Origin of the sequence: Rheinheimera sp. A13L, from assembly GCF_000217935.1 — a bacterium.
Lineage (GTDB): Bacteria > Pseudomonadota > Gammaproteobacteria > Enterobacterales > Alteromonadaceae > Pararheinheimera.
Genome location: NZ_AFHI01000014.1, coordinates 1 through 17,106, shown reverse-complemented (window position 1 = coordinate 17,106; position 17,106 = coordinate 1). Strand labels below are relative to the sequence as shown.

Genomic DNA, 17,106 nt, shown 5'->3' with positions numbered 1-17,106 from the left:
ACCAAAGGCATACATACAAAAATAGAAGAGACTAAAACCATGTCTGGATTACTTAGCGGTTGCAACAAGAGCAGGATCAAAAGGGCACAACTGAGTCTGGCCATTTCGGCCGCACTTTTGGGAGCCAGCCCATTATTTGTTTTGGCACAAAATGACAGCGGTGTCATCGAGGAAAAAGAGGTAGAAAGAGAAACTTTAGAAGTGATTAATGTGACCGCAACCCGCGATGTCACTAATTTAATGAAAACACCTTTGGCTGTGACAGCACTGGATCCTGAGACTCTGGTCAGAGAAAACGTCAAGTCGTTATCCGATTTAACCGGCATGATGCCCAATATTGAATTTGGTTTATCGGCAGCAGACTCGGGAGTGCAAATAGGTATTAGGGGTGTGACTTCCACCAACTTCACTGAAATTGGTGATCCTGCTGTAGGTGTGCATATTGATGGCATCTATTCACCCCGTCCTCAGGGGTCTTTGGCCTTGATGTTCGACTTAGAACAAGTGGAAGTCTTGCGTGGTGCTCAGGGCACTTTATTTGGCCGTAACTCTACGGCTGGTGTGGTCAACGTGATCCCGGCTAAACCTGAGTTTGGTGAAAACTATGGCTGGTCGAATGTGCAGTTGGGGAACTACAGCGCGAAACAATTACGCAGTGTCTATAACTTTGGCGTCAGTGATACTTTTGCCTTTCGTGCGGCCTTGATGGTCGACAAAAGAGACGGTTACATTGATCAGGAACGAGATTTAACAGACCGTGGCATCAAAACAAGCGACGGCTCCTTTACTCCGGACGGTTTACCTGATGTCGACCAGCGTTTAAATAAAGAAATAGGTCCGGAAGACTATTACACCAACTCGGATCAATGGGGCATGCGTCTGACCGGTTTATGGGCTATTGCCGACAATCACAGCCTGACCTTGGGTTATGAGCATTACCAGAATAGTAGTGCCGGTGAAGTGGGTATGAAAGATTGTGAAGCCGTAGAGGGCACACGTTTTTCCTGTGGCGATAAAGGCCAGTGGTATGCTCTGGTGAACGTGCCCGGCATGATTGATATGAGCATTGACACTGTACGGCTGAAATATGGCTGGCAGGTGAATGACCACACCAATCTGGAATACCGCTTAGGCTATGCCGTGCAGCAAAGGGCGCAGAATCACGACGACGATGGTGGTTTGCATCCATTGGAAGAAGACGTGGGTATTATGCAGCCGTGGGGTAACTGGGGTATGCAGCATGTGGTTGACAGAGCCACTTATACGCTGGATTCCAAATTTCGTTCTTATGTCAACGAGTTACAACTAAAACAACGCTATGACCGTTTTAATTACGTAGCGGGCCTGTTTTGGTTAAAAGAAAAAAATGCCATTACTTTTGCTCAGGATAACCTGGTCGGCGCAGAGTTTGGTTTACCTGTAGGTCAGTTTTATGAACAGCCGGATCGTCAGATTGACTCTAAAGCTATTTTTACTCAGGCTAACTTTTTACTGACCGACAAACTAACAGCAACAGCAGGTTATCGTTACAGTCAGGATGAACGCTCTGACAATGCAGGTGCTACTTATGGCGGCTGGACAGCGGGCACCTGGTATTACAATGGCGCTTACACTCCGGGTGCTTTAGGTGTGACAGCCCCTCATAACGGTACTGATCTGACTTTTGATATGGGTCCATTTGCAGGTAAAGATGCCTACGAAGGCATGACAGTCAATACCTACAAAAATGACTGGTCAGCCAGTACATGGCGTTTAGGTTTGCAGTATGACATTGATGAACGTCGGATGCTGTTTACCTCAGTAGCTACAGGTTACCGCCCTGGTGGTTTTGGTGATCGCTTTGATACCTGTGGTGGCCGTCCTTGTGCTGATCCTGAGTTAACAAATTCAGAAGAACGTTTCAGCTACCTGGATTACAAACCAGAGCGCACCAAAAACTTTGAGGTCGGTTACAAAGGCAATCATTTTGATCAGAGGTTAAATTTCAGCGCTGTGTACTTTCTGACCAAATACACTGATATGCATTTCACTGATATGCATGCTGTGGGTATGAATATTCCGGCCCAGGCTTGTCCGGACTGGAACCCTGCCTGTGAAATAGTTAATGCCTGGAAAACAGAAAATATTGGTGAAGCTGATATTCAGGGTCTGGAACTGGAATTTACAGTTATCCCATGGTCTGGTGGCCGTCTCTCAGGTTTTGCGGCCTGGCTGGACAGTGAAATCACCTCCTATAAAACCTATAACGACAACTGGTTTTGTGGTTACAGAGCTGAATTTGGTGCTGAAGCTTGTGCCCCTGTGTATCTGGGGGATGATCCGGAGATCAAAGGCCGGGCTATCTATGATGTAACGGGCCACAGCTTGCCACGCACCCCTAAATATTCGGTTGGTGTTAATCTGTCCCATGACTTTGAGATGGATGGTTATGTGGTTACACCATGGTTGGGGTTAAGCTGGAAAGACAAGCAGTATTTCACCCCACGTAATCTGGATAACAAAGTGATAGGCGACTACCAGGATGCCTATACCAATGTGAATGCTTCGGTGAAATTTGCGCCAACAGACAGCAGCTGGTACGTCGAGCTTTATGGCACTAATTTAAGTGACAATATAGTGAAAAACTGGATGGGGCAGGGAGCAACTGGTGGTTATACCTTTAACTCTTTTAACCCCCCACGTATGTATGGTGCGCGCTTGAATGTAAGCTATTAACAACCAGTTAATGCAGCTGCAACTTCAGGTTCAACGAGTGTAACCGGGTGATTAGTTTTTAATCCCACCAGAGCAGAGTGCAGCCTGCTCTGGTTCCTGAAATTCTAATCACCCGTCCTTTTTTCTGCTTTTGGGTGCTTCTACGCGAGTTAACGACTTTGTTGAAAAAGCTCCGCCAGTGTACAGGACGCTCCTCTGGTTTTTAGCTGCGCCAGTAATAATTGGGCACAGCCAAAGGCGTCGGATAAGGCGTGATGTTCTGTCACTTCAGGCAAATGATAGCGGGCCAGACAGGCAGATAAACTCAATGAATTTTGTGCTACAGGCCCACCTTTGAGCTGCATTTTATACAGCTCCAGTTTTAAGGTGTCGACTGCTTTAAAAGCCGGGGAGCGACCAAAGCTGTTCTGGCAGCTGTGCTTTAAAAAGTTCAGCTCTAAAGCGCTGTGATGGGACACCAGTACTGACCCTTTGAGTTCCTGTAGCAGAAGGCTTAATAACTCCTCCAGCTCTATTCCTTGTTGCAGCTGACTGTTATGAAGACCATGGATCACAGCACTTTGTCCGACAGAAGCCGGGCTTTTCACCAGTTGATACACAGCCGAATTTAACTGAATTCTGCAGTCTGAAATCCTGACCCAGCCAGCGCTGACGATATGATGTTTTTTTGCATCCAGGCCTGTGGTTTCAAAATCCAACACCAGATAACTGGCTTTACTGGCCAGGCATTGTTTATCGATACTGTGCTCGTTTTCATAATCCAATACCCGCTGATGCACAGCGACTGGTTTTCTCAGCCAGTTCCACATTTAAATTTCCCGGCAAAAACGTTGTCTGAGCACTTGCTGCTCGTCAATGATCACGGCAAAAGCGTCTTTTAATTGATGGCGCTGCAGCAGGTTTAACTGGGACGGATCCAGCAAATTAGATAAATGCCGGCCGCGTTTCAGATCCTCTGCCTGTAACTGCCAGCGTAAATGAGCCAGTACATCAAAAGCGCCCTGCAAATTTTGTTGCTGGCGCTGAGTCAGTACTGCCTGTTGCTGCAATAAAGCTAAACGCTCTCTGGTATTGACCGCATGGATACCCGCAGATAAGGCATACACCCGAACCAAATCTGTGATCAGGCTGATACCGCGTTTTTTTAAATCCAGACCTTTACGTTGCCTGCCATCCTGCTCTAATAAAAAGTGTTTAAAAAAGCCCAGAGGAGGCTGACGTTGTGTGGCATTTTTTGCCAGATGATATAAAAACAATTCGTTATTTTTACAGCGCGCCAATACGTCCTGCTGCAGCACATTAAACAAGGCTTTACTGCCATGAATAAGCCGCATATCAAAAAATATACTGCTGCTTAAAAGCGCTTGCGGGTCCGGTGTATTGAGCCATTTGGCAAAACGATTCGACCAGCCCTTAAGGCTTAATCGTAATTCTGGGTTGGACGCCATAATATGGCCGTCACAAAGCGCCTGACCTGAAGAGGCGAGGCCGTTGCAGACAATCTCTGCAACAGCGGAAAAGTAGTCGGCTACAGCACCTAGAGGCTCTTTTTCCAGCAGCAGAGCATTGTCCTGATCGGCGCTGGGTAACATATCCCGTCTGGCCTGAGAGCCAAAGCCTAACCAGCTGTAGACACAAGGGGCAGGGCCCAGTTGTTGTTCTGCGATCTGCAGCCAGCTTTGTGCTAAAGCATCCATAATGCTGGTGAGCACACTGCTGACTTCATAGGAGGGAATTTGTTGCTCTGCCAGCTGCATGGCCAGTTGCTGCACTTGAGGTGTAATGGCATTCAAACCTTCAGAGTGATGCTGACGATGGATATGACTGATCAGATAAACAGGGTGTTCCTGCTGACTGCGAATTAAATCTGTGGTGGTTAACACCCCTATGGCTTTACCATCCTGTTCCACTGGTAAATGGTGAATATTGTATTGACTCATTTGCTGAATGGCTTCGAAGGCAAAACGGTCTGTTTCGATACTTTGTGGCGTTTTGGTCATGACCTCGCTGACAGTCGTAGAGGCTGGTAAACTTTTGGCCACCACTCTGCTACGTAAGTCTCGGTCGGTCAGAATACCTACCAGCTGTTCGTCCTGCTCAATTAACAGGCAAGACACCCGTTGCTCTGTCATCAGAAGTGCGGCTTGTTGCACTGTATTGCTGCTGGCAATCGACACTTTACGTCGGGTCACTAAGTCTGCAACTTTTAATGTGGAGGTACTTTGTTGTTTATTGCTTTGATACAAATGCAAACGACGGCTAAATAAGCGCTGGAAAAACAAATCAAAGTTTTTGTATTGATGGCGTAATTTATCAAAACTCTGCTGGGGCAAAAAATACACCAGTCCGTCTTCTTCACAAAGGATAGTATCGGGGTCAGCGAGGCCTGTCAGCAGTAACTGGTAGCCATAAAAATCGCCACTTTGTAAATGAGTCAGACGTTGTTGTTCAGTATTTAATGCAAATAAGCCGGAGCGGATCAGAAGCAACTGAGGTTCTGGTAGCAAGTGTTCGCCAGAGGCAATGTACACCACACTCAGATCCCTGCAAACGCTCTCCAGCACATGAGGGGCTAAATCGTCAAAAGGGGGAGTTTGCTTTAGAAAAGACACAACTTCCTGAACCTGCATACAACCTTCCTGCTTTGTCAAAAAACAAGGCGTGTTGCCACGCCTTGTCAGGGTCTGTTTTTCCAGGTTAGCTTAGTGAGACTGAGCTTCACCAGCACCTTTTGGAAAACGGATTTGTTCAACAATATCCTGTACATCCTGCGGTACTTCTTTAGTGAATTTGCTGACAGCATAGGCCACCACAAAGTTCACCAACATACCCACTGTACCTATGCCTTCCGGAGAGATACCAAACAGCCAGTTTTCAGGTTTGTTTTCAGCAAATGGGGTGATGAAAATACCCTTGAAGTACAGGATATAACCCACAGTGAAAATGATACCTGCCAACATACCGGCGATAGCTCCTTCCTTATTCATTTTCTTGTAGAAAATACCAAGAATAATAGCAGGGAAGAAACTCGCCGCAGCTAAGCCGAAGGCAAAAGCCACCACCTCCGCGACAAAACCTGGCGGGTTAATGCCCAGGTAACCTGCAATCACTATAGCCACAGCGGCTGCACCGCGTGCTGCTAACAGTTCCTGCTTATCCGTGATATTGGGCATCAGATTTCGTTTGAGTAAATCGTGCGAAATCGATGTTGAGATCACCAGTAACAAACCTGCTGCTGTAGATAATGCTGCTGCAATACCACCAGCGGCGACCAGCGCAATCACCCAATCGGGTAACTGAGCAATTTCCGGGTTTGCTAACACCATGATGTCACGGTCAATAGTCATTTCGTTGCGCTCATCACCTGAGTAGAACATACGACCATCACCGTTTTTATCTTCATGTTTAATCAGACCGGTTTTTTCCCAGTTTTTGATCCAGGTTGGAGCTTCTGCTATTAAAGTACCCTGAGCATCAGGACCATTAATGGTATCAATCATGTTGTAGCGGGCAAATGCACCTATAGCTGGAGCAGTTGTGTACAAAATACTGATGAAAATCAAGGCCCAGCCGGCAGAGATACGGGCGTCTTTTACCCGTGGTACTGTGAAGAAACGCACGATAACGTGAGGTAAACCTGCTGTACCTACCATTAAGGCAGCAGTAATAGCAAAGATATCTGCTGTGGATTTAGTCCCTTCGGTGTAAGCAGCAAAACCCAGTTCAGCCGAAAGCCCGTCCAGCCGTTGAAGCAAGTGCATACCTGAGCCGTCCAGCAAGGTGGCACCTAAACCTGTTTGTGGGAACACATGACCTGTGATCATGATGGAAATGAAAATGGCCGGCACCATGTAAGCAAAAATCAGCACACAATACTGAGCAACCTGAGTGTAAGTAATGCCTTTCATACCACCTAATACAGCGTAGAAAAATACCACGGCCATACCGATGATAACGCCAGTAGTGATATCTACTTCAAGGAAACGGGAGAACACTACACCTACACCACGCATCTGACCCGCCACATAAGTGAAGGAAATTAAGATGGCGCAAATAACAGCCACTGTACGAGCTGTCTGAGAGTAATAACGGTCACCTATAAAGTCAGGTACTGTAAATTTACCAAACTTACGCAGGTAGGGGGCCAAACATAAAGCCAGCAGCACATAACCACCTGTCCAGCCCATCAGATACACTGAACCGTCGTAGCCCATAAAAGAAATTAAACCGGCCATAGAGATAAATGACGCGGCAGACATCCAGTCAGCAGCAGTTGCCATACCGTTCGCTAAAGGCGATACACCGCCGCCAGCCACGTAGAACTCCTGTGTTGAACCTGCGCGAGCCCAGATGGCGATGCCAATATAGATGGCAAAAGTCACCCCGACCACTAAATAAGTTAAAGTCTGTAAGTCCATCATCTACCCCTTAGTCTTCGTGGACATCGTATTTACGATCAAGCGCATTCATCTTGATGACGTAAATAAAGATCAGCAGAACGAAGGTGTAGATAGAGCCTTGCTGCGCGAACCAAAATCCGAGCTTAAAGCCAAAAAACTGCACCATATTCAGTTGGTCTACAAATAAAATCCCGGCAGCGAAGGATACTGTAAACCAGACCGCCAGCAGTTTGAGCATCAGCGAGACGTTCTCCCGCCAATAGGCTTTGGCTAATTCATTGCTTTGAAATGCCATCGTTGTCTTCCTCTTGTTGTTTGTTTTTTGTGGTTGTTATAGAAATTCTGTTGACTAGCATGCTTAATCTAGCAGCAGGTGTGGGAAGCGATAGCCCGACTTTAGTCGAACCTCAGACGCCAGATCATTGACTTTCTGCAGCTTTATGCCAAAAGTAACCTCAGAAATCAGAGGGGAGTGCGCTTTGTCAGCCTGGATAGTCGCCTTATTGGCCTTGTTGTATGTAGGTTTACTGTTTTTTATCGCAAACTGGGGCGAACGCCATGCCGGCGATCAACTACTACGAAAGTATGGGGGGCTGCTGTATAGCCTGGCTTTGGCTGTGTATTGCACCTCCTGGACCTACTACGGCGCTGTAGGTACAGCTGTGACTCAGGGCTGGGACTATATTCCGATTTATCTCGGACCTGTACTGGTGTTTCTGTTTGCTCAGCCGTTTTTGTTTAAGCTGTTGTATGTGGCGAAAAAACAAAACGTGGCTTCTATTACTGACTTTATCAGTGCCCGTTATGGTAAACGTAAAAACATTGCTTTAGTCACTGCCTTGTTATGTCTGGTGGTGGTGATCCCCTATATTGCCTTGCAATTAAAAGCCGTCGCCAGTTCCTATCAGGTGCTGCTGGGGCATGATTTATCTGATCAGTCTCTGCCCTGGTGGCAGGACACCGCCTGGTTTAGTGCTATGGCTATGACTGTCTTTGCTATTTTATTTGGCACCCGCAAAGTACAACTGACGGAGCAAAACCGTGGTGTGATGGTGGCTATTGCCTTCGAATCTGTGGTGAAGTTATTTGCTCTGCTCTGTCTGGCGTTGATGGCCTATTGGTTGCTACTGCCTGATCAGGTCGGAGTCCGCGACTTTGTTGATCATGCCAGCCACCTGCAACACAGCACACAACATAACAGCTGGTTTTCTTTTGCTATTAAAACACTACTGGCGATGACGGCTATTTTTCTACTTCCCCGTCAGTTTCATGTCGCTTTTGTCGAAAATGTCGATCACCGGCATTTACGCCATGCCAAACGCTGGTACAGCAGCTACTTATTGTTAGTCACACTGGTGGTGATCCCCATTGCTTTGGCTGGCATGCATTTATTTCCAGGGCAGGAGCATCTGGCTGATAGTTTTGTATTGCTGATCCCGGAAAAATCCGGTTGGCATACTTTAAGTGTACTGGTGTTTATTGGCGGTTTTTCCGCAGCAACTTCAATGATTATTATCTCTACACTGGCATTGAGTACCATGATCAGTAATGACGTGGTGATGCCCGCCATTTTACGTCGTCCAGGCCATGGTCAGCGTATTAAAGACTACAGCGGTCTGATTTTGTTGGTACGCCGCACCATGATTATTGTGGTGATGGTACTGGCGTATGGCTACTACGCTTTATTTGCCCGTAATTATGAATTGGCAGAAACAGGATTATTAGCCTTTGCTTTGGCTATTCAGCTGGCTCCAGCCGTTGTCGGTGGTTTGTATTGGCGTCACGGCAATGCCTTTGGTGTTTACGCCGGAGTGGCTGTTGGTTTTGCTTTGTGGTTTTTCTGTCTGATGGTGCCACAATTGGCTGCTGTAGGAGTGCTTGAACAGACGGTGTTGCAACAAGGTTTATTTGGTATTGAGGCTTTAAAACCAACCTCTCTGTTTGGTATGCAATTGGATACCTTAAGTCATGGCGTGATCTGGTCTTTAGGATTAAATCTGGCCTGTTATCTGCTGTTTTCCATGCTGGTTAACGTGAATTTAAAAGACCGTCTGCAGGCTGCTGCTTTTGTTAAACCTACCTTGCCACTTGAACACAAAGAAACACCAGTCAGGCGAGCAAGGGTTCGCAGGGCCGATATTACCATGCTGCTGGAACGTTTTATCGGGGCTCAACGATGCAACGAAGCTATGGCAGAATTCCAACGTCGTTTTCCTGACCTTGACTTAACAGACAGTATTGCAGGGCCTGAACTTATTGCTTTTGTTGAGCGGGAGCTGGCAGGGGTGATAGGTGCTGCTTCAGCGCTGGCCGTGGTGAGCGCTGCTACAGAAGGCAGGCAACTGGAGCTGGAAGATGTTGTTACTCTGTTTGATGATACAACTCAGGCGATCCAGTTCTCCCGCAAAATTTTGTTTTCAACTCTGGAGCATTTAAGCCAGGGCGTCAGTGTGGTAGACCGGGATTTGAAACTGGTGGCCTGGAACAAAGCTTATCTGCAAATGTTTGATTACCCGGATGGCATGATCCGTATTGGCCGTCCTGTGGCGGATATAGTGCGCTTTAACGCCGAGCGGGGACTTTTTGGCGAAGGCGCACCTGAAGAGCATGTGGCCAAACGTATTGCTCATATGCAAAATGGTACTTCTCATGTGTTTCAGCGGGTCAGGCCTGATGGCTCTGTGATAGAAATGCGTGGCAATCCAATACCTGGTGGGGGTTTTGTTACCAGCTTTACCGACATTACCGAACATGTGCGGGCTGTGCAGCAATTGGCTGAGGCTAAACAACATCTGGAGCAGCGGGTACAGGAACGGACTCAGCGCATCAGTGAAATGAATCAGGAACTGGTGGAAGAGGTGACACGCCGCAGCGCGACTGAGTTGCAGTTATTGCAAGCCAAGGCAGAGGCAGAAGCGGCCAATGTATCAAAAACCCGTTTTCTGGCTTTAGCCAGCCACGATATTTTACAGCCGCTTAATGCTGCCCGTCTTTTTACTGCGGCTTTGCAGGATCAGAGTGCAGAAACAAGTCAGCAAAAAATTATTCATCAGTTAGATAATTCGCTGAAAGCCACTGAGGAGCTTATTGCTACTTTGCTGGATATAGCCCGGCTGGATGACGGGCGTTTACAGCCAAAAACTCAGGTGGTGGCGCTAAACAGCATTTTGCAACCGCTGGCAGATGAATTCAGTTGGCTGGCTGATCAGAAGCAACTGAAACTTCGGACTCATTTTGGCGAATGGCAAGTGCAAAGTGATGCGACCTATCTGCGGCGTATTCTGCAGAATATTTTAAGTAATGCGATTAAATACACACCATCTGGCCAGGTTCTGGTGTCTTGTCGTAAAAGAGGGACACTGCTGTTGTTGCAAATATGGGATACAGGCCCTGGTGTGGCAGAGCATGAACTAAAACGTATTTTTGATGATTTTTACCGAGTCGACAGCACGGCCAGAGGGCAGCAGGGCGTTGGCCTTGGTCTTGCGGTCGTACAACGAATGACCAAATTGTTGGGCCACAAACTGGAGGTTCGGTCTGTGGTGGGTAAAGGCACCGTTTTTAGTTTGTATTTGCCTCTGGCATCTGATCAGGCAATAGCAGCAGAGCAGAGTGTGGCAGAGACTCAAAGCTCTGTTTTACCGCAATGGCAGGTATTTTGTGTGGACGATGACAGCTCGAATCTGGCGGCACTTCGGGTATTACTGGAGCAGTGGCAGCTTGGGGAGGTGAAGAGTTATGTCCGTGCAGAGCAGTTGTTAGAGCAAGCTCCTGCCTTAGCTAAACCAGACTTATTGATTCTGGACTTCCAATTGGGGCAGGGACTAAATGGTCTGGAATTGTATCAACAGCTGCAGCAGTACTGGGGCAAAGTGCCTGGCATTTTAGTCTCAGCAGCGCCAGAACCTGATTTAGCCTTACGGGCTAAAGCTGCGGGTTTATTGTTTTTAGCCAAACCTATCAAACCTGCGGCACTGCGGGCTGGTATTAATCATTTAAAAAATCAACGTTCGTAATACAGTCTCTAGGGCGTGTTGACGTTTCAGGGTTATTTTTGCAGCAGAAAGGCCGGCCAGGCGCTGCCCTTCGGGTTCGTCTGGCGGCGCCTTGAGCTTTGTCACTCGTCGCTCATTTAGAATAACTAAACTTCGCTCCTCCTTTCGCGCTCAAGGCGGCGCCAGAACGAACAAAATTTAATCTCGAAACGTCAACACGCCCTAGGTGCTTTGCCGTCTTTGTGATTAAATGAGCCAAAGAGAATAAAAACAGCAATGGAGCGCTTTATGCTGGCTAAGTTAGAAGAACGGGTTTTTTTAGTGATGTTGGTCATTGTGACCCTGATTTTTGGTTTGGTGCTTGAACCTTTTTGGGGCAGTATTTTTTGGGCCTGTGCCATGACCGTCATTTTTTATCCGGTTCATACCAAAATTTTACGTTTGATGGGAGATAAACCCAACAGAGCGGCTCTGTTAACTCTGCTGCTTTGTATGTTGGTTGTGATCCTGCCTGTGCTTGCTATTGGTGCCGCTTTTATTCAGGAAGGCGTGGCCTTTTATGGAAAAATTGAAAGTGGTGAAATTAATCCGGACGGTTTTATTGAAGCTATACGTCAGGCTTTTCCGGTAGTCACTGAGTTTTTGAGTCGCTTTGGTATTCAAACCGATGGCTTGCGTGAAAAAATGTCCTCAGGTGCAGTGGAGGCCAGTCGCTTGTTGGCAAAAGAGGCATTGGCCATTGGGCAAAACACTTTTGGTTTTATCCTGAGCTTATGTCTGATGTTGTACCTGAGTTTTTTCTTACTGCGTGAAGGTCCTCGTTTAGTCGAGTTAATGGTCAAGGCTTTGCCTTTAGGTGATGAGCGCGAACGCATACTTTTTGCTAAGTTTGCTGAAGTGACCCGTGCCACAGTCAAAGGCAACCTGGTGGTAGCCATAGTACAGGGCGCTTTAGGTGGCTTCATTTTTTGGTTATTAGGTTTGCCTGCACCTATTTTGTGGGGCGTGGTGATGGCATGTTTGTCGTTATTGCCAGCGGTAGGTGCTGCTTTGGTCTGGTTGCCGGTTTCTTTGTATTGGTATGCCACAGGTGATTGGGTGATTGCTACTATTCTGGTGGCCTATGGAGCTTTAGTCATTGGTCTGGCTGACAATATATTACGACCTATTCTGGTTGGACGTGATACTAAACTGCCTGACTATTTAGTGCTGTTTTCCACGTTAGGCGGTATTACCCTGATGGGTATTAACGGCTTTGTGTTAGGACCTATGGTGGCAGCGCTGTTTTTAGTGTTCTGGCAGATTTTTATCGATGAGTTCCAACAACCTCACCACAGCAACACTCCTGAATAATCAGGCCTGTTGCGTTTTGAGTTCTTTCTGTTGAACCCGGTGTCGCTCAAAAACTATTGAGCGACCAGCGTCTTGTCAGCAGGGGCTTCCAGTTGCAGACGCTGGGCCTGGATCACCACTTGTGTTCTGTTGGTGACGCCAAGCTTACGGAATATAGCAGTGATATGGGCTTTTACAGTCGCTTCAGAAATATGTAGATCATAAGCAATCTGTTTGTTCAGCCAGCCTTCGGTTAAATAAAACAATACTTTATATTGTTGGGGGGTGAGCTCCGCCACCTTAGCGGCCAGATCTAAATCGGGCTGATGTTGTTGCTGGTTCATCACCTGACTACGAATGGCCGGTGGAACCCAGAGCTCTCCGTCAATCACCGCACTTAAGGCTTTGCCAATTTCTGCAGGATGGGACGATTTTGGGATAAAAGCGGAAGCACCAAAAGCCATCACGCGCTTGATCACATCTACATCGTCACTGGCTGAAATCACGACTATAGGCAGGGTAGGGTATTGTTTACGAAGTTGGATCAGCCCCAAAAAACCACAGTTACCAGGCATATGTAAATCCAGCAGTAACAGATCGGCATCCGGATGCTGCTGCAGGGCTTCACAGGTGGCCTCAAAGCTATCCGTTTCTATAGTAGCTTTGGTCACAAAGGTATTACTGATCGCATGGATCAGTGCATTTCGAAACAGTGGATGGTCATCTGCGACAATTAACTTTGCCATATAAAACTCCTAACCCAGCCTGTGCTAAAAAGCATAGGCTGGGTTCAGCTAAAGTGTTGTTGCTATTAATTAAACATTAGCAACTTATTGTCAACAGATTAGCGGTTTAATCTGTTTTGGATCAAATGTTCCACAACTGATGGATCGGCTAAAGTCGAGATATCGCCTAACTGATCGTATTCGTTGGCCGCAATTTTACGCAGAATCCGGCGCATAATTTTACCAGAACGGGTTTTTGGCAAGCTCGGGGTCCATTGAATAATATCAGGTGCAGCAATAGGGGAGATCTCACGACGTACCCAATCGCGTACTGCTTTAGTCAGCTCGTCACTGGGCTCTACTCCCACACGAGGGGCGACAAAAACATAAATACCCTGGCCTTTGATGTCATGTGGATAACCCACTACAGCGGCTTCTGCAATTGCATCATGAGCCACCAGGCAACTTTCTATTTCAGCTGTGCCTAAACGGTGACCTGAAATATTCAGTACGTCATCGACACGGCCTGTCAGCCAGTAATAACCGTCTTCATCACGTTTAGCGCCATCGCCGGTAAAATACATACCTTTATAGGTGCTGAAGTACGTCTGTTCAAAACGTTCATGATCACCAAACACAGTACGCATTTGACCAGGCCAGCTGTCCAGGATCACCAGGTTGCCTTCAGCCACGCCTTCAACCAATTCACCTTCGTTGGTTACAATCGCAGGTTTGACACCAAAAAATGGTCGTGTCGCAGAACCAGGCTTTAAATCTGTTGCTCCTGGCAGAGGGGTAATTAAAATGCCGCCCGTTTCTGTTTGCCACCAGGTGTCGACAATAGGGCAGTTGCTTTTGCCATAACTGGCGTGATACCAGCTCCAGGCTTCCGGATTAATAGGTTCACCCACACTGCCTAAGATAGAGAGTGAAGATAAATCAGCGCCGTCTACAGCCACTGTACCGTGCGCCATTAAAGCGCGAATAGCGGTAGGCGCTGTATAAAGGATATTTACTTTGTATTTATCAACCACCTGAGCAATACGTTTCACACTAGGGTAAGTGGGGACGCCTTCAAATAAAACACTGGTCGCGCCATTGGCCAGAGGGCCATAGACTATATAAGTGTGTCCTGTGACCCAGCCAATATCAGCGGCACACCAGTAAATATCACCTTCTTTATAGTCGAACACATACTGATGTGTCATCGAAGCCCAGACCATATAACCACCTGTCGTGTGCAGAACACCTTTAGGTTTGCCGGTTGAGCCTGAGGTATAAAGAATAAAGAGTGGATCTTCAGCGTTCATGACTTCAGGTTCAGAGTGCTTCGGCTCTTTTGCCAGAATTTCGTGATACCACAAGTCGCGGCCCTGATGAAAATCGATATTTTCACCCACATGTTTAACTACTATCACATGCTTAGCCGGGTTAGCGTCACCCAAGTGCGCTAATGCCTGATCTGTATTGTCTTTTAAATAAGTTAGACGGCTGCCACGGGCGGCCTGATCGGACGTGATGACTAATTTTGAATCACAGTCCTGAATACGACTGCCTAAAGCGTCAGGTGAAAATCCGGCAAAAACGACAGAGTGAATAGCACCAATACGGGCGCAAGCCAACAATGAGGCAACTGCAGCCGGGATCATCGGCAAGTAAATAGTAACCCGATCGCCTTTGCCCACACCTAAAGTGCGCATTGCATTGGCAAGCTGACACACCTCGTCGTATAGCTCCTGATAAGTCACGGCTTTTTGCACGCCGGGCTCGTCCCCTTCCCAATAATACGCAACCTGATTGGCTTTCTCTGGCAGATGGCGATCCAGACAGTTATAACTCGCATTCAGGCTGCCATCGCTAAACCAGTTGACATGCACATTGCCTAAATCAAAGCTGGTGTCTTTTACCTTGGTAAAAGGAGTAAACCAACTGATCCGTTTGCCATGTGTAGCCCAAAATTGGTCCGGTTGATTCACCGACTCTTCGTACATCGCCAGATACTGTTCGTTAGTCACCAAAGTCTTTGCTTTGGTGTGCTCTGGTACCGGATAAAGCTGGGCGTGACTCATTTTAATATTCCCCTGTCTTGTAGGCTCGGTGGCTTAGTCCAATAGCGACAACCACCTGTTATGGCTGTGCTTGTTCTACCTTTTTTAAGCTGCTAACAACATTAGACCTTAGTCTAGCCAAGTCAACCTCAGACGTCTTTGCTGCAACTGAATAAAAAACAATCTGCGACTAAAGGCTAATTGTCGCTTTGGCAAAAGCAAACCAAAGTTGAGCGGTGGTACAGACAATAACAACATTTTAACTTGGACCAGGAGAAAACAATGCTGACGAAAAAAACTCTTGCCAGCTTAGTCGCTTTAGCTTTAGCCGGGCTCTGCTCTCAGGCTCAGGCCGCAGTGACATTTGGTGACACAGAACTTACTTATGGTGGTTACATTAAACTCGACACTATGTGGACAGATACGTCCGATGGTCAAATTGCCACAGGCATAGGCCGTGACTTTTATGTTCCAAGCCTCACGCCAGTCGGTGGAGAGGGTGAGTCCGCTACATTCGACACTCATGCCCGCCAATCACGTTTCTTCTTTAAGACGGCCACAACCTTAGATAATGGTAAAAAGGTGACGGGCATGATCGAGTTTGACATGATGTCGACTCCTATTGGCGATGAACGTATTAGTAATGGTTATGCCCCGGAAATTCGCCATGCCTTTTTAAGTTATGAGAACTGGCTGATGGGACAAACCTGGTCAACCTTTATGGATGTCGCTTCTTTACCCGATAGTCTGGATTTCGTAGGTAATACGGATGGTGCCATCTTCAACCGTCAAGCACAGATCCGTTATACCAATGGCGGCTGGCAAGTGGCGTTGGAAAATCCTGAAACAACTGTGACTCCAAATGGTGGTGGTGCCCGTATAGTAACTGACGATAACTCAGTGCCAGATGTGGTCGTTAAATATCATCATGCAGCAAGTTGGGGTTCTGTGGCGCTGGCTGTGATGGCTCGCCAGCTGTCTATTGAGTCTGCTGGTCTGGATGACAGCACTAATGGTTATGCAGTGTCTTTGTCAGGCAAATACAATATCTCAGCCACAGACGATATTCGTTTCACTATTAATAGTGGCGAAGGTTTAGGGCGTTATATAGGGTTAAACACCAGCAACGATGCAGTGCTTGACGCTGCAGGCAAACTGGATGCGATTAAAGTCACGGGTTATGCGTTGGCTTATAAACATGCCTGGGCCGATAAATGGCGTTCAAGCCTGATTTATTCAGCTCAGCATATTGATAATGACGCACAATTAACTGGTTTAGCTGTAACAGACAATACCAGCAGTTATGCAGTCAACCTTATCTATCAAGCAGCCAGTAAGTTGATGTTCGGTGTAGAGCTGCGTCACGCTACCCGCGAAATCCTGTCAGGAGACGAAGGTGATCTAAATCGCGTGCAGTTTAGTGCTAAATACGATTTCTGATTACCCCTCCACAGAAAGGACGACTTTAGTCGTCCTTTCTACTTCTAAATAAATCCAGACTGAATCCTGCCTCGTAGAGTAATAAAGTTACTTTAATGAGGATTGTATTATGCACAGACTGGAGCACCTTAACCGTCAGGATGTGGTGATTAACGAGCTTGTGATCTATTCAGTTGAAATGGGCATCTATTTGGCTCAGGTAGACTATGATGACAGAGTTGCCTTTTTGGTTGACGCTGAGAACAGACCTCAACGTTTTTTGAGTGTGGAGCAGGTGAAACAATCTTTGGCTGATGCAACTATCAAAAAATCCTGGTTACAACATCAATCTGCGTACGATGAAATGATTGGAGGCCCTGAAAAGGTCGACAATAGTCTGCGTATTCCTGTTTAGGGGAAGAAAAAGTCTCTTTTTTGCACGCTTTGCTTTTTTTCTGAGCGAACGATCTCG

11 protein-coding genes are annotated in these 17,106 nt (G+C 47.0%); 5 read left to right on the top strand and 6 right to left on the bottom strand.

Annotated features, from left to right (window positions below):
* Positions 1–39: 39 nt before the first annotated feature.
* Positions 40–2,715, top strand: coding sequence for a TonB-dependent receptor (locus RHEIN_RS09515; protein WP_008898762.1), 2,676 nt, complete (start codon positions 40–42; stop codon positions 2,713–2,715).
* A 149-nt stretch (positions 2,716–2,864) separates the two neighbouring features.
* Here the strand turns inward: RHEIN_RS09515 and RHEIN_RS09510 are convergent, their stop codons facing one another.
* The 4 genes from RHEIN_RS09510 to RHEIN_RS09495 all read right to left on the bottom strand — a co-directional run bounded on the left by RHEIN_RS09510 (position 2,865) and on the right by RHEIN_RS09495 (position 7,410).
* Positions 2,865–3,524: a 3'-5' exonuclease gene (locus tag RHEIN_RS09510; RefSeq protein WP_008898761.1), complete on the bottom strand. Its 660-nt coding sequence runs from the start codon at positions 3,522–3,524 to the stop codon at positions 2,865–2,867.
* Entirely contained in the window at positions 3,525–5,345 is a 1,821-nt protein-coding gene (locus RHEIN_RS09505; protein ID WP_008898760.1) for a putative nucleotidyltransferase substrate binding domain-containing protein, read from the bottom strand. It abuts the gene before it with no gap.
* A 72-nt stretch (positions 5,346–5,417) separates the two neighbouring features.
* On the bottom strand, positions 5,418–7,133 hold the full coding sequence (locus RHEIN_RS09500; protein WP_008898759.1) for a sodium:solute symporter family protein: 1,716 nt from the start codon (positions 7,131–7,133) through the stop codon (positions 5,418–5,420).
* Positions 7,134–7,143: 10 nt separating this feature from the next.
* Positions 7,144–7,410, bottom strand: coding sequence for a DUF4212 domain-containing protein (locus RHEIN_RS09495; RefSeq protein WP_008898758.1), 267 nt, complete (start codon positions 7,408–7,410; stop codon positions 7,144–7,146).
* A gap of 184 nt (positions 7,411–7,594) precedes the next feature.
* Here RHEIN_RS09495 and RHEIN_RS09490 point away from each other — a divergent pair, with 184 nt between their 5' ends.
* Both RHEIN_RS09490 and RHEIN_RS09485 read left to right on the top strand, forming a co-directional pair.
* Positions 7,595–11,131, top strand: coding sequence for a hybrid sensor histidine kinase/response regulator (locus RHEIN_RS09490; RefSeq protein ID WP_008898757.1), 3,537 nt, complete (start codon positions 7,595–7,597; stop codon positions 11,129–11,131).
* Between the two features lie 267 nt (positions 11,132–11,398).
* A complete protein-coding gene (locus RHEIN_RS09485; protein ID WP_008898756.1) occupies positions 11,399–12,463 on the top strand; it encodes an AI-2E family transporter in 1,065 nt (354 codons plus the stop codon).
* Positions 12,464–12,516: 53 nt separating this feature from the next.
* Here RHEIN_RS09485 and RHEIN_RS09480 read toward each other — a convergent pair whose 3' ends face one another.
* A complete protein-coding gene (locus RHEIN_RS09480) occupies positions 12,517–13,188 on the bottom strand; it encodes a response regulator transcription factor (protein WP_008898755.1) in 672 nt (223 codons plus the stop codon).
* Positions 13,189–13,286: 98 nt separating this feature from the next.
* A complete protein-coding gene (acs, locus tag RHEIN_RS09475) occupies positions 13,287–15,236 on the bottom strand; it encodes an acetate--CoA ligase (protein ID WP_008898754.1) in 1,950 nt (649 codons plus the stop codon).
* Between the two features lie 261 nt (positions 15,237–15,497).
* Here acs and RHEIN_RS09470 point away from each other — a divergent pair, with 261 nt between their 5' ends.
* Together RHEIN_RS09470 and RHEIN_RS09465 are read left to right on the top strand one after the other, a co-directional pair.
* Positions 15,498–16,655, top strand: coding sequence for a DcaP family trimeric outer membrane transporter (locus RHEIN_RS09470; RefSeq protein WP_008898753.1), 1,158 nt, complete (start codon positions 15,498–15,500; stop codon positions 16,653–16,655).
* 109 nt (positions 16,656–16,764) lie between these two features.
* Positions 16,765–17,049 carry a DUF6482 family protein gene (locus tag RHEIN_RS09465; protein ID WP_008898752.1) on the top strand — a complete coding sequence of 95 codons (285 nt, stop codon included), beginning with the start codon at positions 16,765–16,767 and terminating at the stop codon, positions 17,047–17,049.
* Positions 17,050–17,106: the final 57 nt, after the last annotated feature.

Excerpts from the sequence above, each read along its gene's own strand:
- RHEIN_RS09515 (WP_008898762.1), top strand. The coding sequence starts at position 40 with ATGTCTGGATTACTTAGCGGTTGCAACAAGAGCAGGATCAAAAGGGCA.
- RHEIN_RS09510 (WP_008898761.1), bottom strand. The coding sequence starts at position 3,524 with ATGTGGAACTGGCTGAGAAAACCAGTCGCTGTGCATCAGCGGGTATTG.
- RHEIN_RS09505 (WP_008898760.1), bottom strand. The coding sequence starts at position 5,345 with ATGCAGGTTCAGGAAGTTGTGTCTTTTCTAAAGCAAACTCCCCCTTTT.
- RHEIN_RS09500 (WP_008898759.1), bottom strand. The coding sequence starts at position 7,133 with ATGGACTTACAGACTTTAACTTATTTAGTGGTCGGGGTGACTTTTGCC.
- RHEIN_RS09495 (WP_008898758.1), bottom strand. The coding sequence starts at position 7,410 with ATGGCATTTCAAAGCAATGAATTAGCCAAAGCCTATTGGCGGGAGAAC.
- RHEIN_RS09485 (WP_008898756.1), top strand. The coding sequence starts at position 11,399 with ATGCTGGCTAAGTTAGAAGAACGGGTTTTTTTAGTGATGTTGGTCATT.
- RHEIN_RS09480 (WP_008898755.1), bottom strand. The coding sequence starts at position 13,188 with ATGGCAAAGTTAATTGTCGCAGATGACCATCCACTGTTTCGAAATGCA.
- acs (WP_008898754.1), bottom strand. The coding sequence starts at position 15,236 with ATGAGTCACGCCCAGCTTTATCCGGTACCAGAGCACACCAAAGCAAAG.
- RHEIN_RS09470 (WP_008898753.1), top strand. The coding sequence starts at position 15,498 with ATGCTGACGAAAAAAACTCTTGCCAGCTTAGTCGCTTTAGCTTTAGCC.
- RHEIN_RS09465 (WP_008898752.1), top strand. The coding sequence starts at position 16,765 with ATGCACAGACTGGAGCACCTTAACCGTCAGGATGTGGTGATTAACGAG.